At 46.0% G+C, this 23,548-nt stretch carries 21 protein-coding genes; 1 reads left to right on the top strand and 20 read right to left on the bottom strand.

Annotated elements, in window-relative coordinates; translation table 11 throughout:
• Positions 1 to 28: 28 nt before the first annotated feature.
• The 13 genes from FHS45_RS04695 to FHS45_RS04635 all read right to left on the bottom strand — a co-directional run bounded on the left by FHS45_RS04695 (position 29) and on the right by FHS45_RS04635 (position 13,388).
• The gene (locus tag FHS45_RS04695) at positions 29 to 676 is read right to left on the bottom strand and encodes a thiamine diphosphokinase (protein WP_062445784.1); all 648 of its coding nucleotides are present in this window, start codon (positions 674 to 676) and stop codon (positions 29 to 31) included.
• Positions 677 to 730: 54 nt separating this feature from the next.
• Positions 731 to 1,381 carry a ribulose-phosphate 3-epimerase gene (gene rpe / locus FHS45_RS04690; RefSeq protein WP_062445783.1) on the bottom strand — a complete coding sequence of 217 codons (651 nt, stop codon included), beginning with the start codon at positions 1,379 to 1,381 and terminating at the stop codon, positions 731 to 733.
• Positions 1,382 to 1,383: 2 nt separating this feature from the next.
• Positions 1,384 to 2,259, bottom strand: coding sequence for a ribosome small subunit-dependent GTPase A (gene rsgA / locus FHS45_RS04685; protein ID WP_062445782.1), 876 nt, complete (start codon positions 2,257 to 2,259; stop codon positions 1,384 to 1,386).
• A gap of 12 nt (positions 2,260 to 2,271) precedes the next feature.
• Positions 2,272 to 4,353: a Stk1 family PASTA domain-containing Ser/Thr kinase gene (pknB, locus tag FHS45_RS04680; protein ID WP_062445781.1), complete on the bottom strand. Its 2,082-nt coding sequence runs from the start codon at positions 4,351 to 4,353 to the stop codon at positions 2,272 to 2,274.
• A complete protein-coding gene (locus FHS45_RS04675) occupies positions 4,353 to 5,111 on the bottom strand; it encodes a Stp1/IreP family PP2C-type Ser/Thr phosphatase (RefSeq protein ID WP_062445780.1) in 759 nt (252 codons plus the stop codon). The genes pknB and FHS45_RS04675 overlap by 1 nt, the downstream gene beginning before the upstream one ends.
• 44 nt (positions 5,112 to 5,155) lie before the next feature.
• Entirely contained in the window at positions 5,156 to 6,505 is a 1,350-nt protein-coding gene (rsmB, locus tag FHS45_RS04670) for a 16S rRNA (cytosine(967)-C(5))-methyltransferase RsmB (protein WP_062445779.1), read from the bottom strand.
• Positions 6,498 to 7,445: a methionyl-tRNA formyltransferase gene (fmt, locus tag FHS45_RS04665; protein ID WP_062445778.1), complete on the bottom strand. Its 948-nt coding sequence runs from the start codon at positions 7,443 to 7,445 to the stop codon at positions 6,498 to 6,500. The genes rsmB and fmt overlap by 8 nt, the downstream gene beginning before the upstream one ends.
• A gap of 18 nt (positions 7,446 to 7,463) precedes the next feature.
• The gene (priA, locus tag FHS45_RS04660) at positions 7,464 to 9,881 is read right to left on the bottom strand and encodes a primosomal protein N' (protein WP_062445777.1); all 2,418 of its coding nucleotides are present in this window, start codon (positions 9,879 to 9,881) and stop codon (positions 7,464 to 7,466) included.
• On the bottom strand, positions 9,874 to 11,070 hold the full coding sequence (gene coaBC / locus FHS45_RS04655) for a bifunctional phosphopantothenoylcysteine decarboxylase/phosphopantothenate--cysteine ligase CoaBC (protein WP_062445776.1): 1,197 nt from the start codon (positions 11,068 to 11,070) through the stop codon (positions 9,874 to 9,876). The genes priA and coaBC overlap by 8 nt, the downstream gene beginning before the upstream one ends.
• A gap of 147 nt (positions 11,071 to 11,217) precedes the next feature.
• Positions 11,218 to 11,439, bottom strand: coding sequence for a DNA-directed RNA polymerase subunit omega (rpoZ, locus tag FHS45_RS04650; RefSeq protein ID WP_082412048.1), 222 nt, complete (start codon positions 11,437 to 11,439; stop codon positions 11,218 to 11,220).
• On the bottom strand, positions 11,436 to 12,056 hold the full coding sequence (gmk, locus tag FHS45_RS04645; RefSeq protein WP_062445775.1) for a guanylate kinase: 621 nt from the start codon (positions 12,054 to 12,056) through the stop codon (positions 11,436 to 11,438). Before gmk ends, rpoZ begins: the two co-directional genes overlap by 4 nt.
• A gap of 11 nt (positions 12,057 to 12,067) precedes the next feature.
• Entirely contained in the window at positions 12,068 to 12,331 is a 264-nt protein-coding gene (gene remA, locus FHS45_RS04640) for an extracellular matrix/biofilm regulator RemA (RefSeq protein WP_028782721.1), read from the bottom strand.
• 175 nt (positions 12,332 to 12,506) lie between these two features.
• Positions 12,507 to 13,388 carry a YicC/YloC family endoribonuclease gene (locus FHS45_RS04635; RefSeq protein ID WP_062445774.1) on the bottom strand — a complete coding sequence of 294 codons (882 nt, stop codon included), beginning with the start codon at positions 13,386 to 13,388 and terminating at the stop codon, positions 12,507 to 12,509.
• Between the two features lie 147 nt (positions 13,389 to 13,535).
• Here FHS45_RS04635 and FHS45_RS04630 point away from each other — a divergent pair, with 147 nt between their 5' ends.
• A complete protein-coding gene (locus FHS45_RS04630) occupies positions 13,536 to 15,257 on the top strand; it encodes an Rqc2 family fibronectin-binding protein (RefSeq protein WP_062445773.1) in 1,722 nt (573 codons plus the stop codon).
• A 42-nt stretch (positions 15,258 to 15,299) separates the two neighbouring features.
• Here the strand turns inward: FHS45_RS04630 and FHS45_RS04625 are convergent, their stop codons facing one another.
• The 7 genes from FHS45_RS04625 to FHS45_RS04595 all read right to left on the bottom strand — a co-directional run bounded on the left by FHS45_RS04625 (position 15,300) and on the right by FHS45_RS04595 (position 23,545).
• Complete coding sequence (locus tag FHS45_RS04625; RefSeq protein WP_062445772.1) at positions 15,300 to 15,569, bottom strand: hypothetical protein; 270 nt, start codon at positions 15,567 to 15,569, stop codon at positions 15,300 to 15,302.
• A gap of 683 nt (positions 15,570 to 16,252) precedes the next feature.
• Positions 16,253 to 16,876 carry an orotate phosphoribosyltransferase gene (pyrE, locus tag FHS45_RS04620; protein ID WP_062445771.1) on the bottom strand — a complete coding sequence of 208 codons (624 nt, stop codon included), beginning with the start codon at positions 16,874 to 16,876 and terminating at the stop codon, positions 16,253 to 16,255.
• Positions 16,869 to 17,582: an orotidine-5'-phosphate decarboxylase gene (gene pyrF / locus FHS45_RS04615; RefSeq protein WP_082412047.1), complete on the bottom strand. Its 714-nt coding sequence runs from the start codon at positions 17,580 to 17,582 to the stop codon at positions 16,869 to 16,871. Before pyrF ends, pyrE begins: the two co-directional genes overlap by 8 nt.
• A complete protein-coding gene (locus FHS45_RS04610) occupies positions 17,579 to 18,490 on the bottom strand; it encodes a dihydroorotate dehydrogenase (protein ID WP_062445770.1) in 912 nt (303 codons plus the stop codon). Before FHS45_RS04610 ends, pyrF begins: the two co-directional genes overlap by 4 nt.
• Positions 18,487 to 19,254: a dihydroorotate dehydrogenase electron transfer subunit gene (locus tag FHS45_RS04605; protein WP_062445769.1), complete on the bottom strand. Its 768-nt coding sequence runs from the start codon at positions 19,252 to 19,254 to the stop codon at positions 18,487 to 18,489. Before FHS45_RS04605 ends, FHS45_RS04610 begins: the two co-directional genes overlap by 4 nt.
• Complete coding sequence (gene carB, locus FHS45_RS04600; RefSeq protein WP_062445768.1) at positions 19,251 to 22,451, bottom strand: carbamoyl-phosphate synthase large subunit; 3,201 nt, start codon at positions 22,449 to 22,451, stop codon at positions 19,251 to 19,253. Before carB ends, FHS45_RS04605 begins: the two co-directional genes overlap by 4 nt.
• Complete coding sequence (locus tag FHS45_RS04595) at positions 22,430 to 23,545, bottom strand: carbamoyl phosphate synthase small subunit (protein WP_062445767.1); 1,116 nt, start codon at positions 23,543 to 23,545, stop codon at positions 22,430 to 22,432. The genes carB and FHS45_RS04595 overlap by 22 nt, the downstream gene beginning before the upstream one ends.
• Positions 23,546 to 23,548: the final 3 nt, after the last annotated feature.

Genomic DNA, 23,548 nt, shown 5'->3' with positions numbered 1-23,548 from the left:
CTGCGGACAAGCTGTATGGTGCGCATTCTCAACTATCTCGACTCCTTATTAACAATAGTATGCCTTGGTCGTATGAAAAAGTACCATATTCTTTTACAAGCTTGTTTGACATACAAAGAGTGGAGCCAAGGGGCAGGTCCATGTCGTTCAATGGGTAATAAAAACCTTCGAGTGAGAGCTTCTTTACCGTCATTGAAATCGGAATAAAGGATAGATAAGGGTAACCATCGACCTTTTTGACTCGATGTTTCCCTGGTGTAGTAAGCTCAATCTGGTTCTGTTGATCAATAATTACAGCCGGTACATTCGCACGTTCTGTCTGATGCAGCAAATGAATATTGGCAAGCGTATGATCGATCCGGCCCCCGGTCACCCCAAACAGGTAAATCTTCTCAGGCTTTTCTTTCAGAGCTGCTTTGACTGCCAGCTCGAGATCGGTGTCGTCTTTTTCTTCGGGGTGAACGTCCGTATGTTTGGCAAAGTTCCTGATTTCTTCCAAACGATTTTCGGTCACCGAATCAAAATCACCGACAGCCAGGCTGATGGGAATGCCTTGTTCGAGCAATACTTCCGCTCCTTGATCAGCACCAATCCATATCATTTTGTCTTTATCGTATTCCGTTAGATCAGGGATATACCGTTTCGGTCCTCCTCCGACTATGGCTACGTGTTTCATCCTGCCACACCTCCTCACTGAATGGAAACAGCCGCACCAGGTGCGGCTGTATGATTAATAGGCGTTCTTGATCGCGTCAATGGCTGCTTTTCTATCTTCTTTATTAAAGACGGCACTCCCGGCAACTAGCACATCAGCACCAGCTTCCACACATGTTCGGGCTGTATCTTTGTTGACCCCTCCGTCAATTTCTATTTCAAAGGATAACCCCAATTCTTTTCTCCATTGGGATATCTGCTGTATCTTAGGGACAACGGATTCGATGAAAGATTGCCCGCCGAATCCAGGGTTGACTGTCATTAACAATACGAGATCAACATCCTGAAGAATTGGTTTGATCGTTTCTGACGGGGTCGCAGGATTAATGACAACTCCCGCTTTCACGCCATGACTTTTGATCAATTGAATGGTGCGATGCAAGTGTACATTCGCTTCCTGATGTACGGTAATAATGTCAGCGCCTGCTTTTGCGAATGCTTCCACGTATTGTTCGGCATTTTCAATCATTAAGTGAACATCTAATGGAAGATCCGTTACTGGACGCACAGCATCGACAATTAATGGTCCAATGGTGATATTGGGAACGAAGTGTCCATCCATTACATCAATATGGATGTAGTCCGCTCCTCCATCCACTACTTCTTTAATCTCTTGTCCCAGCTTTGCAAAATCTGCAGACAATATAGAAGGTGCTATCTTTGTCATAGTCAATACCTCGGCTTTCTGGTTTGGATTTCTTCTAAAAACTGTAGATAATGATCGTAACGTAGACCTGATATCTCTCCATCATCTACTGCAGCCTTTACGGCGCATTTGGGCTCTTTTTTATGGAGACAGCCCCTGAATTTACATAAATGCTGGATTTCCCGGAATTCCGGGAAACATTCCGGCAGCTGATCTTCTTCCAGATCCTGAAATTCCAATGAGCTGAACCCTGGCGTATCAGCTACCAACCCACCTGCTATTTCAAATAGTTCCACATGGCGGGTTGTATGTTTTCCACGGCCGAGACTTTCGGAAATCTCATTGGTTTCAATTGATAAGGCTGAATCCAGGTGATTCAACAAAGTTGATTTTCCTACACCTGATTGACCAGCGACTACGGTAATCTTGTCAGCCAAATGTTTCTCAATTTGATCGAGTGCCATATCCGTTTCTTTGGAAGTAAGGATGACTGGATAGCCGATTTTCTCGTAGATGGCTTGAAAAGAGCTAATCTTCTCTTTCTCTTTTGGTCCATCGACTTTCGAGATGACAATCAGAGGTTCGATACGGTTCGCTTCGACCAGGACTAAAAAACGGTCCAGCAGTAAAGGATTGAAATCCGGATTCTTGGCAGAAGTCATGATTAAGGCTTGATCAACGTTGGCGATTGGCGGGCGAACCAGTTCGTTTCTCCGGTCTTCAATAGAAAGTACATAGCCCTCCTGTTGGTTTTCCGCTTCAAATGTGACCTCATCACCGACCAAAGGAGTGATTTTTTGCTTCCGGAATACGCCTCTTCCTCTACACTGATAAACTTCTCCCTCTGAATAGACATAATAGAAGCCGCTCAACGCTTTTATTATTTTTCCTACTGGCATTTTTTCACCATCCTAATATGCAACCGTTTCTTCGGCAACTGTTTCTCCATCTCGTACAACTCGGTAACTTGCTTCTGAGCCAGGTGCAATAATCAACTCAATATCAAATTCTGTATCTTCCGTTATCATCGTTTTTTCATAAACTTCGGAGATATCATTTTCCATATCATCCACATAGATGATTACTTCCTGTTCCTGTGGCTCTTCTTCGTTATTCTCATCCTGTCCTTCACCGTTCTGTCCTTCATTATCTTGTCCTTGGTCGTCCGCGTTTTCTTCTTCGTCTGTTTCCTCCTGTGCCGGCTCGTAAGGAACCTCGACCGTCACCGTTTTGGTATGCGGCTTCGCTTCTGGCCCTTTGGAAATGACTATTGTAACGACAGATCCTTCATTCACTTCCTGATATGGGTCTGGCTTCTGGGACATGACCAGCCCTTCTCCGGTATCATCGGAAAAAGATTCTTCTACTTTGACTTCCAGGTTGTTATCTTCTAAAAAGCTTTCAGCTTCTGCCTGTGTACGCCCCCTTAAATCCTGTAACATGACGGTTGGAGGGCCTGCACTAACTTCAAAAATGACCCGTGTATCTTCAGGCACAACGTCTTCATCTGGCTGTGGCTGGATTTGTTCTATAATGGTACCGGCAGGATAATCCGTGGAACGCTCCTGGATGCTTCTTACACTAGCATAGCCATTGGCTTCCAACTCGGTCTTAACTTTTTCAAAGTCCTCACCGACATAGTCGCCAAAAGTCGCGGTCTCTTTTCCATCGCTGGAATAAACGGTCACTGTAGAGCCCTCTTTGATCGTCCTCCCGGCCTCAGGGTTCGTTCTAACGACATATCCCTCTTCTACTGTATCGGAGTACTCCGTTTCTCTTTCGACTTGCAGATTCAAGTTTCTAAGTTCACTAAACGCTTCTTCATATTCCATTCCAGTCACATCGATCATTTCAACATCTTTCGGTTCTAACAATCCTGGTATTAGCAATAACGCAGCAATGCCACCAGCCAGCAACACTAAAAATATTGTCAGCAGCCAAGGCCAAACCCTTTTTTTCTTTTTCTTCTTCGCTTTCTTTTCTTCTCCATTTTCCCGCGGTTGTTCATTCATGGTCGGTACTGGCTTGGTACCATGACTGTTCCCATTGGTGTGAACGATTGTTTCTTCGCTCTCATGGTTTTCAAATGCTTCTTTTGTAATGACGGGAATCGCTTTCGTTTTTTCGTCTATATCATCCTCATCAATAGTGAAAGGAGCTTCATTTTTTCTTGCAGGGTCCAGAGACGTTTCTAAATCCATTTCCAGCTCGTGGGCATTTCCATACCGTTGCAGCGGATCTTTGGCAGTCGCCTTCAAGACGACGTTTTCAACGCTCTGCGGCAGGTCAGGATACCAGCGCTTCATGGATGGTGTATCATTTTGAAGATGTTTCAATGCCACCGAAACCGCCGATTCACCAGAAAACGGAAGTCTGCCAGTCAATAATTCAAATAAAACGATGCCCATTGAATAGATATCCGATTTTTTGGTGGCAACGCCTCCTCTGGCCTGTTCCGGAGAAAGGTAGTGAACCGAGCCAAGGATCGAATTCGTTTGGGTGAGCGCTGTAGCACTAAGTGCCATCGCTATACCAAAATCGGTTACTTTTACTTGTCCAAAATGATCGATCAAAATATTTTCTGGCTTGATGTCCCGGTGGACAATTCCGTTATCATGGGCATGAGCGATTGCTGACGTCACTTGCTGCATGATAGCAATGGCATCGGATACATCTACAGGGCTGTGCAGCTGTATGTATTTCTTCAATGTCATCCCATCGATATGTTCCATGACCATATAATATATGTCATCTTCTTCGCCTACATCGTAGATGTTCACAATATTGGGATGAGAAAGACTTGTTGCTGATTGTGCCTCCCGGTGGAACCTTGCAATGAATTCTTCATCGTTTCCATATTCCAAACGAAGTACCTTGATGGCAACATCCCGCTCAAGAATGGTATCTTCAGCTAAATAAACGTTAGCCATCCCACCGCCGCCGATCATTTCTTTGACCAGATACCGCTCGTTCAACAGGCGGTTGTTCAACATTACATGCCACCCTCTTTCTCATTCGGATGATCATAATGCACGAGTGCCAGGGTAATGTTATCTTCGCCGCCTCTTTCATTTGCGATAGTAACCAGCCTGTTTGCAGCTTCTTCCAGTTCAAGCGGGTGTTTGACAAGATCATATAATTCTTCATCCGTTAATTTGTTCGTCAGTCCATCACTGCATAATAGTAAGACATTTTCTTTTTCCCAGCCTATCGACTGGACATCAATAGACAGTTCCGGTTCCGTTCCAAGGGCCTTCAGCAATACGTTCTTTCGTGGATGCTGTTCCGCATCCTCTTTTGTAATTTGGCCGGACCGGACCAGTTCGTTCACTAAAGAATGATCCTCCGTCACCTGCTTGAATCCATATTGATTTGCTAAATAACACCTGCTGTCACCAATATGGGCAATGGTTACAAATTCATTGGTACATATGGCAGCTACGATCGTCGTACCCATCCCTTTACATTCTTCATTTGTAGCGGAATGGTCTAATATCGTCTGATTGATGGAATGGATTGCCTGTTGCAGCCATTCTTCGGCCTGCTCCGGTGACGTTATTGTTTCGGCACTCTGCCAATGGTTATGTAAATAAGAAGTGGCCATTTCACTTGCCACATCTCCCGCGCGGTGACCGCCCATCCCGTCCGCTACTACTGCGAGAGTCTGGTGACGGCCGTTAACAAAGAGACCACCCGCGTCTTCATTATGGTTTCTCACCTGGCCTCTATCTGTCAAAAAGTACCCGTTCATCATTTCACCTCGTCTTCTAATACAAAAATTTTTGATAAGTTACTCTAGCTTTGTTTAAGCAATCTCGTCAGGAAAAAACCATCTGTATCATAATGCTGAGGGAAAAGCTGCAAGCCATATTCACTCAGCCCCGGAGCCTCCTTCAGTTCATCGGGGAGATCATCTCTGAATGCAGGGTCTAAGGTATATTCCGGGTGGTTAGTCAAAAATCGCTCAATGACTTGCTCATTTTCACGTTCATCGACCGTACATGTACTATAAACGAGTTTGCCGTCCTTCTTCAATAACGGTGCCATACTCTCCAGCAATTCATCCTGTATCGAGGAGAGCACCAGGATATCTTTTTCTTGTTTATGGTATTTGATGTCCGGCTTGCTGCGAAGAACTCCTAGCCCGGAACAAGGGGCATCCAGGAGAATCCTGTCAAAGCTCTCTGGCTTATGTTTGTCTCCGAGCTCTCTGCTGTCGGCCGCTCCGGCGGTTATAATAGACAAATCAAGCTGTTTCGCCTTTTCTGTCACCAATTTCGCTTTTTTGGCATGTAGGTCATAAGCGATGACGTTCCCTTCATTTTGCATCTTTTCAGCTATATGCGTGGTCTTTCCCCCAGGAGCGCTGCAGGCATCAAGCACGGTCATACCCGGGTTAACGTCCATCATTTCTCCCACAAGCATCGAGCTTTGATCCTGAATAGTAAGTGTCCCATTATGAAATAAATCATGCTTTAGTATGTTGCCTTTATGGATTAAAATACCTTGCTCGGAGATCCTGGAAGGGGATACCTCAAAGCCCTCGTTCGTCAATTGTTCCATGACCTTCCGCCTGTCAGCTTTCAACGGCTGGACACGGACACTGAGGGTTTTGTGAGTAAGATTTGTACGACACATGTTGCTCGTCGTTTCTAACCCATACATATCCACCCACCTGACCACCAGCCATTCCGGGTGACTGGTTTCAATGGCAAGCCGACGGATAGGGTCATCGATTTTTTTTGTGTCCGGGACCCCTTCGCGCTGTATGTTCCGAAGCACACCATTGATGAGAGAAGCGATTCCTTTGTGTCCTCTTTTTTTGGCTATTTCGACAGCTTCATGAATAATGGCATGGTCCGGTACCTTATTTAAAAACTGCATCTGATACACCGACATATAAAGCAGCCACTTCACCCAAGGCCGCATCTTCTTCTTTCCTTTGATACGGTCATCGACATAATAGGCTAAAAGATTGCGGTGCTGCAAGGTCCCATAAACAATTTCTGTCAAAAGTGCCCCGTCCCGCTCCGTGAGCTCTTCCTGTTTCATTGCCCGGTCGATCAATACGTGACTGAAACCGCCTTGCTCACCGATCCTTGTCAATAAATCCAGGGCGGTTTCCCGTAATACAAATTTACTCATTGCCTTCTCCTAACTTATCTCCACGCTGTAATTTACTTCCTGCGCCATTCAGGAAATCAACAGCAGACATGCGCTTTTTTCCCGTTGGCTGTAGTTCTGTTATTTTAATTCCATTTTCATCGCCAGTCATGACGACAAAGCCGTCTTCCTGTACATCTGTTATTTCTCCAGGTTCACCTTTTTCTGGTGCGGCCACTTTTTCTCCCCACCATACTTTCATTGGCTTACCCTTCCAATATGTGTAGGCGACAGGCCATGGATGCAGGCCGCGAATCTGGTTATAAACGGTCTTATAGTCATTTGTCCAGTTGATTTCTTCCTGGTCCCGTTTGATATTGGAGGCGAAGGTCACGAACGTTTCGTCCTGCTGCTTCGGCTCCAGCTCCCCGTTCAAAAGCTTTGGCAGGGTCTCATGGAGAAGTTCTGCGCCGGCAAGAGATAGTTTTTCATGGAGAGAACCGACGTGGTCATCTTCTTCGATCGCTACCTTAACCTGCGTCAGGATATCCCCGGCATCAAGCTTCTCTGCCATGTACATGATGGTAATCCCCGTCTCTTTTTTCCCTTGTAAAATCGCATAGTGGATAGGGGCACCGCCACGCAGTTCGGGTAGTAAAGAGGCATGCACATTGATACATCCATGCTTCGGTGCTTCCAGCAATTCTTTCGGCAATATTTGACCGAAAGCTGCGGTTACGATGATATCTGGCTCATACGCCAGCACCTTTTCGTACTCATTTTTAATTTTTTCCGGCTGAAATACAGGGATGCCGTGCTTCCCGGCTGCTGTTTTTACTGGAGGGGGTGTCATTACCCGCTTTCTCCCTTTTGGCCGATCTGGCTGTGTAACTGCCAGTACAACCTCATAACCGTCTGTGATTAATTGTTCTAAAACGGGAACAGCAAAATCCGGTGTTCCCATGAATGCTATTTTTGTCATGATTGGCGGCTCCCTTCTTTACATGAGCTGATATGGTTGAAAGTCAATGGAAATTTGCAGCTCATTCTTTCTGATATCTTCATCGTAATAATGTAGTACTTTTTTCAATAATTTCCGCTGCTCTGGTTCTTGCTTGTATTTTATCATGCATTGGTAACGATATCTATCTTTGATACGGGCGAGCGCAGAAGGGGTCGGACCAAGGATGGTGGAACTGTCCGATAATTTCCCTTTTAGGAACTTACATATTTTCTGAGTGACCTCCTGTGCCTTCAATTGATTAGGGTGGGAAACGGTAATCAGGGTTAAATAATAAAAAGGCGGATATTGGAATGCTTTACGCAACTTCATTTCATGACTAAAGAATTGATTATAGTCATACTGGCTTGCCAGTTCAATACTATAGTGTTCTGGGGTGTAGGTCTGTACCACTACCTCCCCTGGTTTTAAGTGACGTCCTGCACGGCCGCTGACCTGGGTCAACAGTTGAAATGTTTTTTCGGCTGAACGAAAATCAGGAAGGTTCAGCAGAGAATCCGCAGTCAACACGCCGACCAGTGTCACATTTTGAAAATCAAGGCCTTTCGCAATCATTTGAGTTCCTAGCAGGATATCCGCTTCTCCACGCCCAAACTGGGAGAGCAGTTTTTCGTGGGCGCCTTTTCTTCTGGTGGTATCGACATCCATCCGAACGACTTTCGCCTCTGGAAGCAGTTGCTGGAGATTTTCTTCTACCTTTTGTGTCCCTGTGCCAAAATAGCGGATCGATTCACTTTCACACTCTGGACACCGGCTTGGCAAAGGTTCTTCAAAGGCACAATAATGACATTTTAAACGCTCCTGCTTCCGATGGTAGGTAAGAGCAATGTCGCAATGAGGGCATTCACTGACATAACCGCAATCACGGCACATGACGAAGGTCGAGTAGCCGCGCCGGTTTAAAAACAGGACAACCTGTTCCTTACGATGCAGCCGTTCCTGGATTTTTTCCATCAACGCCCGGGAAAACATCGAGCGATTTCCAGCGTGCAGCTCTTCTCTCATATCGACCAGTTCCACTTCCGGCATGGAAGCATCATTCATTCGTTTGGAAAGCGTCAACAGACGATAATTCCCTTTCTTTGCGCGTGCGAAGGTTTCGAGTGTCGGTGTGGCACTTCCCAGGACAACCGGGCAGTTATGCCGCTCCCCACGATAGATAGCTACATCCCGGGCATGGTAACGCGGGTGGTCCTCCTGCTTGTAACTGGTCTCGTGTTCTTCGTCGATAATAATAATGCCCAAATTCGTAAACGGGGCGAATATAGCCGAACGGGCACCAACGACCACTTGCACTTCTTTCCGCTGTATCTTTCGCCACTCATCATATTTCTCTCCCGCAGACAACGCACTATGCATGACCGCTACACGGGAACCGAACCGCCCCTTGAAGCGCTCGACCATTTGCGGAGTCAAAGCGATTTCCGGAACAAGCATGATCGCTTCTTCTCCCTTATCGATAACTTCCTGAATCGACTGGAGATAAATCTCGGTTTTTCCGCTGCCTGTCACCCCATGAAGCAGCATGACTTCATGGCTATTAGTCTCGATATCCTTAAGCACAGGCGTTATTGCAGCTTGTTGCTCCTCTGTCAGAGGAAAGGGTTCTGTTCGTTCAAATTCTCTGTTTTTAAAGGGGTCCCGGTAGACTTCCTGTTTGAATTCCTTAAGTAACCCTTTTTCTAACAATGGTTTCAAGGAAGCCCTGGTCGTCTTCAGCTCCGCCAACAAATGTTTCTGGGAAACCGGTTCAGGATTTTCGATGAAGTAGTGGATCACTTCTTTTTGTTTCACTGCCTGTTTCGGGAGGTCAACGCCAGCTTCCTCCAGTTCCAATGCATCTTTTCCCGGCTGTATCATTCGAGTCGTCTTTTTAGTTTCCTTGCTTTTCACTTCATAATGCACATCGATCAATCCATCATGAACTACCTTCTGCAATTGATGGTAGCTGATGCCAGCCTGTTCAAACTCTTCAAAATCGATGACATCACGGCCGGCGAACAGCTGCTCTAACGTATGAGGCAGTTCCTCTTCCTCAAGGCGCCATAGTTCTTTTTTGTATTTTGCTTTCAGCACCTGGGGCAGCATTACTTGAAATGATGAAATATAAAAGCTCAGCGTCTTATCGGTCAGCCACTTACCAAGATTAAGCAATTCGCTGGTAAGAATCGGGGTCAAATCAAGCACGTCCGTGACTGGCTTTAATGTGTCAAATTCACTTTCATCCGTCAACGCAACGACATACCCCATCACTTTGCGGGGACCGAACGGAATGATGACTCGCACTCCCGGCTGGACGATCCCCTGATACTTGTCCGGAATACGATAATCGAAGGGACGATTCGTTTGGGATGAAGGTACATCGACAACGACCCGGGCAATGTTCTGGCTACTCATGAGTGATATCCAACTTTATCTGATTGAAAATATGTTGAGCCAATTGTTGCTTACTCATCATCGGAAGCTCCGTTTCCTCAAAATTACGGTTTATATATATCGCTGCATTGGTCTCATGTCCAAACCCCGCCCCTTCAACTGCGACATTGTTCACGACGATGGCATCCAGATTTTTCTTTTCGAGCTTCTCTTTGCCGTAGCCTAAAGGATTGGTTGTTTCAGCGGCAAACCCTAACAGGAATTGATGCTTTTTTTCCTTCCCAAGGGTTTTTAGAATATCTTTTGTACGTTCCATTTCCACGACATAATCGCCAGGCTGCTTTTTCATCTTATGATCATAAGTGATTGCCGGCCGGTAATCTGCCACTGCGGCCGATTTGATGACAATATCCTGTGTACCAAAACGATCGTGGACAGCCTGATACATCTCTTCGGCAGTAGTGACATCTACGCGATCAACCCCTGGTGGTGTATCTAGCTGGACAGGGCCTGTAACCAGGGTGACAGCAGCTCCCAGCCTCGCAGCTTCCCCTGCCAGGGCAAAGCCCATTTTTCCGGTGGATGGGTTGGTGAAATACCGTACGGGGTCGATCTTTTCTTGTGTTGGCCCAGCTGTTACCAGCACACGCTTCCCTTCCAGCCAGCCTGGACGATCGATATTTTTCAACACAGATACAATCGTTTCCGGCTCTTCCAGCCGCCCCTTGCCAACATAGCCACAGGCAAGATAGCCTTCACCTGGCTCAATGAATTTATAACCCCACTGTTCCAATGTCGTCATGTTTTTGATGACAGCGGGATGTGCATACATATGTACATTCATTGCCGGAGCTACATAAACCGGAGCTTCTGTAGCCAGCAGGGTTGTGGAGAGCATATCATCAGCAATACCATTGGCCAGCTTCCCAATGATATTAGCGGTCGCAGGTGCAATTAAAAACAAATCCGCCCAGTCCGCTAAATCAATGTGTGCAATATACCGAGGATCTTTTTCATCAAACGTATCGGTATAGACCGGATTTCGTGATAACGCCTGGAAGGTTAGGGGGGTAACAAATTCCATCGCGCTCTCCGTCATGATTACTTTTACTTCGGCCCCCGCCTGTACGAGTTTACTTGTCAATGCACTTGCTTTATAAACGGCAATACCCCCGGAAACACCGAGCACAATCCGCTTTCCCTTCAGCATAACCATCTTCTCCCTTTAGCTCATTATCGATTAGTCCTTATCTATAGGGAAAGCCGCGCTAAGTACAGCATTGAGCGCGGCTTTCTTTCATACTAAAAGTTTTCAGCTTCCCACTGAATTTTTTCATGAACGTTTCAGTTTTTGAGATTAGAATAGACGTTCCTGGATTTCATCGGCAAATGAATAGGTAAGTTTCCCTTCACGGATTTCTTCCAGGGCCACTCCAACGAACTTATCAGACTGAGGTTTTTGAATCATCGGTTCGCCCTCCTGTTGAAGTTCACGTGCTCTGCGAGCGGATAATGTCACTAACGTATACTTGGACTTGATTTGCTTTTGCAATGAATCAATAGATGGTTCGAGCATCATGATTTACCAGCCTCCAGTGCTTTTTTGTATTGTTTGGCCACACGTTCCCGTTTGCAATGTTCACTCATGACGATGGATTGTACTTTTTTGACCGCATGATCAACCTCATCGTTAACGACGACATAATCATATGCATCCATCATTTCAATTTCTGTTCTCGCCTGATGCAGACGGTTTTTGACCTTCTCTTCCGTTTCCGTACCACGGCTTACAATTCTGTCTTTTAAATCTTCCAGGCTCGGAGGAATCAGGAAAATGAATACGCCTTGCGGAAAGTTCTCTTTCACCTGCAAAGCTCCCTGGACTTCAATTTCCAGAAATACGTCTTTCCCTTGCTCCAGTGTCTCTTCCACATAATCCCTTGGTGTCCCATAATAATTCCCGACATATTCGGCGTGCTCAAGCAACTTACCCTCTGCTATCAATCTTTCAAATTCTTCACGGCTTTTGAAAAAATAATCGACACCGTCGGTTTCCCCTTCCCGGGCACCCCGAGTGGTCATAGAAATCGAATACCTCAAATCTGTCGAATGTTCGAAAAGAGATTTCCTGACGGTTCCCTTTCCAACACCGGATGGACCTGAGAGTATGAATAAAATGCCTTTCTCTTCAATCACTTTGTGTCCTCCTAGTTTTCATCAGATATGTCGTCATGGCTGATCACCCGTTGCCCTACTGTTTCTGGTTGAACAGCGGAGAGGACGACGTGATCACTATCCGTAATGATGACCGCTCGTGTACGGCGGCCATATGTAGCATCTACTAATTTATTATTGTCTCTTGCAACGGTTATAATACGTTTAATCGGAGCAGACTCCGGTGATACAATTGAAATCACCCGATTTGCAGAGACGACATTACCGAATCCTATGTTGATCAATTTCAGACTCAAAACAAGTTCCTCCTTCATGACACGTTCTCTTTGCATTACTTATATTATAATGAAAAAATGCAAGCAGTGTAAATTGTATGATTCCTGTGGCTGTTTTTCAAGCTGGTGAAGGAGGTGGCTCCCTTTCCGCTTGTGAAAAAACCGCTTTGCCAGTAGAGGGGAAAATACTACATCCTTATTCTACATTTTGGACTTGTTCTTTGATTTTTTCAATTTCACTCTTTAATAATACCACCCATTCACTGATTTTGGCATCATTTGATTTAGAACCGATGGTATTTACTTCCCGATGCATTTCCTGCACGATGAAGTCCAGACGACGGCCAATGGCATCCTTATTTTCCATTGTATCGTTAAATTGTTCGATATGGGAACGCAGCCGGGTTATTTCTTCTGTAATATCTCCTTTTTCAGCGAGCAGAGCGACATCCTGCAAAATACGGGATTCCTCTGCCTTCAGTTCTTCCTCGACATATTGTTCAATCCGTGCCTTAATCCTTTCCCGGTAGGATTCGATGACTATTTCACGTCTACCTGACAATTTGTCAATGACCTGGTGAATCCGGGATAAACGATCAAGCATATCCTGTTTTAAAGCAGCGCCTTCCTGTGCCCTCATTTGCACTACTTTTTCGACTGCAGCCCCGAGTGTAGTCAACAGGGTACTTTCCAGCCGGCTTTCATCCTGCTCTTCTTCCTGCACCGTAAAGACTTCTTCCAGCTTTGTTACAAGATCGACTGTTAATTCGCCAGACAACCCGTACCGCGCCTGCATTTCCTCCAGACGTTCCATATATTGATCCACCAGGTTCCAATCCACTTTCAGTTTTTGGCTGACCAGTCCTTCACCGTCAACTGTAACAAAAATATCTATTTTCCCACGTCGGATCGACTGTTGTATCACTTTTTTCATTTTATCTTCCAAAAATAAAAATGAACGCGGCATTTTCGTCGATATGTCCAGAAATCGGTGGTTCACTGCCCGGACTTCCAGACTGATCCGGGTTTCTTCCAGATCGACCGTTTCTCTGCCATATCCTGTCATACTTGTTACCATTACCATCACACCCGTCAACTCATTATCTTTCCATGCTGTTCTTCATTTTATCAAAAAGACTTCCTCCATGGCTACGAAAAACACGTAGGATAATAGAGAAAACTCACTTAAACATGCTATACTTGCAACATTGAGAGGTGAACGTACATGTCATTTGATGGAGTTGTAACTCGAGCCGCAACCAATGAATTGAATGAAACTTTAGCAACAGGAAGAATCATGAAAATCTATCAACCAACAGAAACAGAGTTGGTATTTACGGTGAGATCCCACCGAAAAAACCATTCGTTACTATTATCTGTCCATCCAAGCTATGCCAGGTTTCATCTGACCGATGATAATTATTACAACCCGAAAGAGCCACCGATGTTCTGCATGTTGTTACGCAAGCATCTGGTCGGTGGTTTTATTGAAGCAATCGAACAAGTCGAGATGGAACGTATCGTCCGTTTCCGTATCAGAAGTCGGAACGAGCTGGGCGATGAAACGACCAAAGTCCTGATCATCGAAGTTATGGGAAAACACAGCAACATCATCGTCGTTGATGAAGAAAAAGGTCATATTCTGGACAGTATCAAACATCTTCCGCCATCCCAGAACCGCCACCGGACAGTAATGCCCGGCCAGCCCTATAAATTCCCGCCAGAACAAGGGAAAATCAACCCGCTGGAAATTGACGGTGATTCATTTGTGCGGAAACTTGATTTCAATGCCGGAAAAATGGACCGGCAGATATTGAATATATTGATGGGCTGCTCCCCATTGATTACCAGGGAACTCGCCCACCAGGCAAGACTGGGAGCAGTGAATACCTACAAGGAAGCTTTCCTTTCCTTTCAACAGCAATTGGAAAACCATGATTATACACCAAGCATTTTCTATGGAAATAAGGAGCAATTCTATGTGCTCCCTCTCTCAACGCTGGAAGGAGAACGCGAAACTTTCGACCGGGTAAGTGATATGCTGGATACCTTCTATTCAGGTAAAGCGGAACGGGACCGTGTCAAACAGCAGGCTGGAGACTTGTACCGATTCCTGAAAAATGAACGGGATAAAAATATCCGCAAAATCAAAAAGCACGAGCAGACATTGAAAAAAGCAGAGAAAGCGGATGATTATCAGAAAGAAGGGGAACTGTTGACAGCCCACTTACACCTTGTAAAACAGGGTGATAAAAAAGTAGACGTCGTCGACTACTATGACCCTGAACAACCCACGCTCGAAATAAAGCTGAACCCGAATAAAACACCGAGTGAAAATGCCCAAAGCTTATTCCAAACCTACCAAAAGATGAAAAAATCAAAACAGGTGGTCCAGGAAGAGCTTAAAAAAGCGGAAAAAGAAATCAGTTATTTGGATCAGTTGATTGAACAGATAGAGAAAGCCAGGGAACAGGATATCGATGAAATCAGAGAAGAACTGCGCGAGGAAGGTTATCTGAAAAAGAAACCTCAGACTCAAAAGCGTAAAAATAAGCCTAAGACACCGGAACCGGAAACATTCTACTCCAGTGACGGAACCACGATTTACGTGGGACGTAACAATAAGCAAAATGAATATTTGACCAACCGGCTGGCGAACAAAAATGATGTCTGGCTTCATACGAAAGACATCCCGGGCTCACATGTTGTCATACGGTCGAATGATCCATCGGAAGATACATTGTTAGAGGCAGCACAGCTTGCCGCTAATTTCAGTAAGTCTTCCCAATCATCTTCCGTACCGGTGGACTATACGCTTATCAAGCATGTCAAAAAACCTTCAGGCGCTAAACCGGGTTATGTCATATACGATAACCAGCAAACACTGTTTGTCACTCCAGATCCAGCTTATATCAAGAAACTAAAAAAGGATGGCTCCTCCCAATAGGGAGATCCATCCTTTTAATTTTGCATAAAAAAGCGATAGTCATTATTTTGTTAAAAAATAGATGAATACGATGATGGTTGCTCCGTAGGAAAAGATTGCCTGGAGCCAGTATCGTTTTTTTTCTTTGCGAAGCAGCCATTTGTTCCAGAGAAAAAATGCTCCTATCCCTGCCACCAGCATCAAAACCGGCGGCCAGGACAACATGCTTTCCATAAAAGAATAAGTAAACCATACATAAAGATAGCCAAAACATGTAATCAATCCAAGGATGGCATTCGTAAGTATGAACATGGAATGTTTACGTGATTTCATTATGCACCACCATTGTCGCTCTGATGTCTATATACATTATATGGTACATAACTCAAGCCCTCAGCACAACTCAACGATTCCTATTCCTGAAAAACTTTTGGTTTCTGTTAAATGTTAATGGTTCTCCTTAAGAGAAATTATTCAATTAAAGGGCCGAATTGTGGAAGACTCAGTTTCGAGATATTAGTTGGAATAACGGGGCGTGGGGGAACGAGTAGCTTTCCACGGGAGTTCGTTGAGGACTTTCAACTCCGCTTTATTAAGACCGTCCGCTTAGTTCATTCGTTGTCCCATGGTCTTAAGCTGCCTGATAAAGACCGTCCCGGCTGCACATCCACTGCGCAGCGGTCTTTATACCCTTTCTAATGACCGTTAGCCACTTCTCCATACTGTTTAGTGGTCTCTATTCATGTTCTAAAGACCGCTCCGATACATTTCCACTCTTCTAACAGTCTTTATCGACTGAAAGACCCTCCCCTCGCGATGAGAGAAGGTCCTGGTGCTTACATTTTTGATGATGATTTAATCATTCCCTCCTTTTCCATTAAGAATATGTCTCACCGTACGCCCATGGAAAGCGAGTGATTTCCCGGACCTCCACACCGTTACTAACGTAACGGAAACAACTTATCTCGAAACTGAGTCTTCAAGTAAAGGGAGCTTTACTGTAACAGGGCTTGATATTAAAAGGCGGATGGTTCGCGCTGCCATTGTTCTAATTTTGCTTCGGCTTCTTCATCCAGCTGACCGTCTTCCCTCATATATGCAATCAGTTCCTGAAAATCAGTGAGGGTCTGGTAAGCAAAACCCGCTTGTTCAAAAGCCTCAGCTGCTTCCGGAAGGCCGTAGCTGAAAATCGCCAGCACTGTAACAACTTCTGCTCCCGCTTCCTGCAATGCTTTAGCAGCCTCAATGGATGACTTTCCCGTGGAAATCAAATCTTCAATGACCACAATCCGATCTCCCGGTTTAATCTTACCTTCTATCTGATTTCCTTTTCCATGCTTTTTTGCAGATGATCGGACATATACCATAGGCAAATTCATCGCTTCTGAGATAAAAGCTGCATGTGGGATGCCAGCTGTCGCACAGCCGGCAATGACATCTACCGTAGAGTCCAATTCTTTAATGCGAGCGACAAACTTATCCCTGATTTCACGCCTGATTTCAGGGTAGGACATCGTCAGGCGGTTATCACAATAGATTGGCGACTTCAATCCGGAGGTCCACGTAAATGGCTGATCTGGACGAATCTGAACCGCTCCTATTTCCAAGAGACTTTTACTAATACTTTGGTTATCAGTCATGGTTCCACTCCTCGACTATTTGTTGATAGTTTTTTCCGGGGTGTTCAGCGGCTGTGATCGCCCTTCCGACAACGATAGAGTCTGTACCTTCCTGCTTTGCTTCTTTTGGCGTGGCAGCCCGTTTCTGATCGTTGCGATCACTTCCCTCGGGCCGGATGCCTGGCGTTACCGTTAAAAAGTTGTCACCACAGGCTTCTTTTATTGCTTTTACTTCATGGACAGAACACACAACACCATCTGCTCCTCCTTCTTTTGCCAGCTGTGCAAGGTGAATGACGGATTCTTTAACGGTGCCCTGCTGTCGCAGTTCTTCTGTAAACATCGTTTGGTCGGTAGAAGTAAGCTGTGTCACCGCCAATAATACCGGTCGCTCCTTGCCCTGGCACCCTGCTTCCAGCCCTTCTCTTGCAGCGGCGATCATTTCTATTCCTCCCTGGGCATGGACATTGACGACTTCCACGTCGAGACGGGCAAGGTTGCGCATCGCCTTTTTTACGGTGGTAGGAATATCATGCAGTTTCAAATCCAGAAAAATAGGATGCTGGCGTTCTTTCAAGCTGGATATAATAGCCGGTCCAGATTGATAAAAAAGTTCCATTCCTACTTTGACAGGAAGCGAAGCCAGGTGGTGGTAATCAAGGAAATCAATGGCCTCTCTGTCTGTTTCCATGTCCAGTGCTATATATAATGGGTCAACGGTTTTCAACGGTGAGCTCCTCCTATCATTTCTTCCACCTGATCAAAGCCATAACGTTCCATCGCTTCTGGGAGCTGGTCAATCAGTTCTTTACAGATGAATGGATTTTTGAAATTGGCGCTGCCAACAGCGACCGCACTTGCGCCAGCTAAGAGAAATTCGATGATATCCTCCACGGTCTCAATTCCACCCATGCCAATAATGGGGATATCAACCTCCTGGTATACCTGATAAATCATCCGGATGGCTATCGGCTTGATGGCTGGGCCGGATAACCCGCCTGTCTGATTGGCAATAATCGGCTTCCTGCGATGCAGGTCCAATCGCATACCCGCAAGCGTATTGATCATGGATAATCCGTCTGCCCCAGCCTTTTCCACTGCTTTTGCCATCCCTACGATGTCTGTGACATTCGGTGACAGCTTGACATACACAGGCACTTCGCTTGCTTGTTTCACCTGTCTTGTAACTTCAGCAGCAAGCGCTGCATCGGTACCGAACTGCACCCCGCCTTCTTTGACATTGGGACAGGAAATGTTCAGTTCAAGCGCGTTGATGGTATGGTCACGAGATATTTTTTCTGCTACTTCAACATACTCTTCCACCGTACTGCCAGCTACGTTTGCAATCACAGGGGCATTATATTCACTTAAATACGGTAGTTCCTCCGAAATGATACGGTCGACGCCTGGATTCTGGAGGCCGATGGCGTTCAGCATACCGGCAGATGTCTCCGCCACCCGAGGAGTAGGATTACCGTATCGTGTCTCGCCGGTTGCCGCTTTAATGATGACAGCCCCAAGCTCAGATAAGTCATAAAACTCACTGAACTCCTTTCCGAAACCAAAGCATCCGGAGGCCGGCATGATTGGATTTTTCAAATCTAGTCCTGGCATTGATAATCTTAGCCTCGTCATAGAATCACCTCACCAGTACGGAAGACAGGGCCATCATGACAGATTTTCCGGTAACCTTTGGAATCACCTTCCGGGGCTTGCACGACGCAGGCAAAGCATGCTCCTACACCGCAGCCCAATCGTTCTTCAATCGAAAGATAACCTTCATAGCCGTCCAGTTTTTCAGATACAGCCTTTAACATAACTGCCGGTCCGCAAGAAAAATAAGTATCGAAGCGTCCTTCCAAGGCAGGCAGTATCTCTGTTACAAAGCCTTTATTTCCGTAGGAACCGTCATTAGTGGTCACGAAAACTTCTCCCAATTCACGGAATTCTTCCTCAAAAAAGACCGAGGCTTCGTGCTGAAAACCTAGCACGGTCGTAACCTCGATCCCTTTTTCTTTTAACTGTTTCGCCAGATAGTACAAGGGAGGAACCCCAATTCCTCCACCGACAAGCAGAGCCCGTTCCGCAGTGATACTGTCAATTGGAAAACCATTACCACCAGGGCCAAGCACATCGAGGTGATCGCCGCTCTGCTTTTTCGACAGAGCAGCGGTCCCCCTTCCAAGAATCTTATAAAGAATCGTCAACGTTTGCTTTGCTGTATCGGCATCAGCAATTGATATCGGACGTCTTAGTGAGTCGCTTTGATCGATCAGTATGTGGACAAACTGCCCGGGCTGCCTAATTTCAGCTGGCAGGTCCCCTTGTAATGTCATTCGATAGGTATCTTCTGCAATTCGTTCATGGAAGATAATTTCCATCTCTTCCCGGATCATCATGATAACGTCACCTCACGATTACCTATCGATCTTGCTGTAAAGGACATGGAATCGATGACAGCGACAATTGCTTTTGCAGTGTCCAGGCTGGTCAGGCAGGCAATTCCATGTTCTACTGCTGTGCGCCTGATACGGAATCCATCGCTCCGTGATTGCTGCCCTTTAGTGAACGTATTGACGACAAACTGCACTTTACCGGACTGGATGATATCGATGATATTCATATCCGTCGCCCCTACCTTACTGACTGTCTGTACCGGTATACCAGCAGATTGAATAGCATCAGCTGTACCGATGGTTGCATAAAGTCTGAAGCCGAGTTCATGGAAAGTACGGGCGATCTCAAGTGCTTCTTTTTTATCCTTATCAGCAACGGTCAGCAGAACAGAACCTTCGATAGGAATTTTAAGGCCGGCCGCTGTCATTCCTTTGTATAAAGCTTTTTCAAGCGTGCTGTCATATCCGATGACTTCCCCAGTCGATTTCATCTCCGGCCCGAGGGTTGTATCGACACTGCGGAGCTTTTCGAATGAGAAGACAGGAACTTTCACGTAGACACCATCCGGGCAGCCTGCTACTCCGGTTTTATACCCCAGGTCTGTCAAGTTTTGTCCAAGGATAGCTTTTGTTGCCAGATTGGCCATAGTAATACCGGTAATCTTACTTAAAAATGGAACAGTCCTGCTCGCCCTTGGATTCACTTCGAGTACATAAGCGGTACCGCCATGGACGACGAATTGAATATTAATCAACCCTTGCATATTCAACTCCCTGGCAATTTTGATCGTAGCATCGACACATTGCTGCTTTAATTCCTCGCTGAGTCGCTGGGATGGATAAACTGCCATCGAATCCCCAGAATGGACGCCCGCACGCTCGATGTGTTCCATGATGCCAGGAATGACGACTGTATCTCCATCGCTGATCGCGTCCACTTCGATCTCCATTCCGGTTAAATATTTATCGATCAATATTGGGTGATCACTGTAATCTCTTACGGTTTCCTCCATATAGGAAAGCAGTTCTGTTTCTCCATAGACAATTTCCATCGCACGCCCTCCGAGCACATAAGAAGGACGGACCACAACAGGATAACCGATTTGACGCGCTGTAACGATCGCTTCATCGACACTGGTGACACTTTCTCCGCCAGGCTTTGCTATTTCGAGTCGATTGAGCAGCTGTTCGAAAAGATCCCTGTCTTCTGTTTCATTGATGGCTTCCATGGTAGTACCGAGGATTTTAACTCCTCTCCGGCTGAGCCCGTCGACCAGGTTGATTGCTGTCTGTCCACCGAACTGTACAATGACCCCTTCCGGTTTTTCCAGTTCGATGACATGCATCACATCTTCTAATGATAAAGGCTCAAAGTACAATTTATCGGAAACACTGAAATCCGTTGACACCGTTTCCGGGTTATTATTCATAATGATGGCTTCAAAGCCCATTTCCTTCAAGGCGAGTACCGAGTGTACGGTTGCATAGTCAAACTCCACACCCTGGCCAATTCGGATCGGTCCGGAACCGATGACAAGCACTTTCTTGCGGCTGGTAACAACAGACTCGTTTTCTTCTTCATAGCTGCTGTAATAATATGGTGTCTCGGAAGCAAACTCTCCAGCGCACGTATCAACCATTTTATAGACAGGAGTAATCTGATTTGTAAGTCGGTAATGATAGACGTCATCAACATCATTCCCTGTCAGCCGGGCTATTTGCTGATCAGAAAACCCTAACTGCTTTGCTTTCCTGAGCGGTTCGTAGGAAAGCTTTTCTGTCGCGATTACCTTTTCCAAATCAATCAGTTTTTTCAGCTTATGAAGGAAAAAGAAATCAATGCCGGTCAGGTCATGCAGTTCTTGCAGGGTCTGATTGCGGCGCAATGCTTCCGCCAGTACGAATATCCGTTCATCATCCGCTTTGATGAGCCGTTGATTTAGTACTTCATCAGGCAGACCAGTCAGGTAACCGAGATACAGCTCTTCGGTTTTCCCTTCCAGCGAGCGGACACCCTTCATCAGTGATTCTTCAAAATTCCGGCCGATGGACATGATTTCACCAGTTGCTTTCATCTGCGTACCAAGTATCCGGTTACCTTTTGCAAATTTATCGAAAGGCCAGCGTGGAATTTTGGTCACGACGTAGTCTAGTGCCGGCTCGAAACAAGCATATGTGGTACCGGTAACCGGGTTCTTGATTTCATCAAGGGTAAGTCCGACAGCAATTTTAGCAGCCAGTTTCGCGATCGGGTAACCAGTCGCCTTGGAAGCTAGTGCCGATGAACGGCTGACACGCGGATTCACTTCAATCACATAATATTGGAAGCTATCCGGATCGAGAGCTAACTGAACGTTACATCCTCCCTCTATCCCAAGCGCACGAATGATTTTCAAGGAAGCGTTCCTTAAGAGCTGGTATTCCCGGTCACTTAACGTCTGAGATGGCGCCACAACAATGGAATCCCCTGTATGAATACCTACAGGATCGAAGTTCTCCATGTTACAAACTACGATGGCATGGTCGCTTTTATCACGCATGACTTCGTACTCCACTTCTTTGAAACCGGCGATATTCTTTTCAATCAGGCATTGATTCACCGGGGAAAGAGACAGACCATTGCGGGTAATTTCCCGCAGCTCTTTTTCATTGTCGCACATGCCGCCTCCGGTTCCGCCCATCGTATAAGCAGGACGAACGATAACAGGGTAACCGATTTCTGCAGCAAAGTCTGTTGCAGTCTCGACACTGCTGACAATCGTACTATCCGGCACTGGCTCGTTCAGTTCATGCATTAGATTACGGAACAGCTCACGGTCCTCTGCCTGTTCAATGGCCTCCATTTTCGTACCGAGCAGCTCGACACCATAATCTTTCAGAATCGTCGTCTTGCTCAGTTCCATTGCCAGATTCAGCCCGGTTTGTCCGCCCAGGGTAGGAAGAATGGCGTCCGGCTGCTCTTTCCGGATGATTTTGGTCATGAATTCCACGGTTAGCGGCTCCATATAGACTTCATCCGCGAACGTATAGTCGGTCATGATCGTTGCTGGATTCGAGTTAGCAAGAATGACTTCGTAGCCTTCTTCTTTCAGCGCCTGGCAGGCCTGGGTTCCTGAGTAGTCGAATTCGGCTGCCTGGCCAATGATAATCGGTCCTGAACCAATAACTAGAATTTTTTTCAAATCTGTACGTTTAGGCATACGGCTTCCTCCTTCTGCTGCTTCTTACTGGTGCGGATATTTGTTAGAAATTCATCGAAAAGGCTCGCGGTGTCTTCCGGGCCTGGAGAACTTTCCGGATGGTATTGAACGGAAAATACCGGATGAACGCGGTGGGCCAGTCCTTCCACCGAGTCGTCATTCAAGGATAGTTGTGTCAGTTCCAATTCAGTAGCTTCTAAAGAAGTCTGGTTTACTGCATAGCCATGGTTCTGTGAAGTGATGTACGTTTTACCGTTTCTCAAATCTTTGACAGGCTGATTCGAGCCACGGTGACCAAACTTCATCTTCGACGTGTCCGCCCCGCTTGCTAAAGCGATCAACTGATGCCCGAGGCAAATCCCGAATATCGGCACGTGACCGATGAGCTGTTTGATGGTTTCAATTGCTTCCGGCACATTTTTCGGATCTCCCGGGCCATTGGTCAACATGATACCATCAGGTTTTAAGCGGTTGATTTCCTCGGCAGTCGTATCATAAGGAACAACGGTTACGTGGCACTCACGTTTCGTCAACTCCCTCAATATCCCGTGTTTCATTCCGAAATCCATCAGCACGATCCGGCATCCCCTTCCTGGGACGACGTATGGTTTGATCGTTGACACCTGGCTTACCTGGTCTGTTGGCAAGGATGTATGATCAAGCAATTCCAATACCTCCGAAACTGACCGATCCATGGAGGTGATCATCGCTTTCATGGTTCCATGCTTACGAATGATTTTCGTAAGCTTGCGGGTATCAATGCCCGAAATCCCCGGAATTTGCTTTGCTTTTAAAAATTCATCCAGTGTCTCTTCACTTCTGAAATTGGATGGTGTGTCGCAATGCTCCTTGACTACTACTCCTAAAACGGCCGGGTCGACTGATTCAAAATCATCCCTGTTGATCCCATAATTGCCGATCAACGGGTAGGTGAAGGTGACGATTTGTCCGCAGTAAGAGGGGTCAGAAATGATTTCCTGATAACCGGTCATCCCTGTATTAAACACTATCTCTCCGATAGAATCCTCTTCACTTCCAAACCCTTCTCCAACAAAATAACTGCCATCTTCCAATACCAATTGTTTGATTGTCATAGG

It is taken from the genome of Thalassobacillus devorans, from assembly GCF_011761345.1.
Classification (GTDB): domain Bacteria; phylum Bacillota; class Bacilli; order Bacillales; family Halobacillaceae; genus Thalassobacillus; species Thalassobacillus devorans.
Note: the sequence above shows the minus strand (reverse complement) of the source record. Positions and strands in the feature narration are given on the sequence as shown.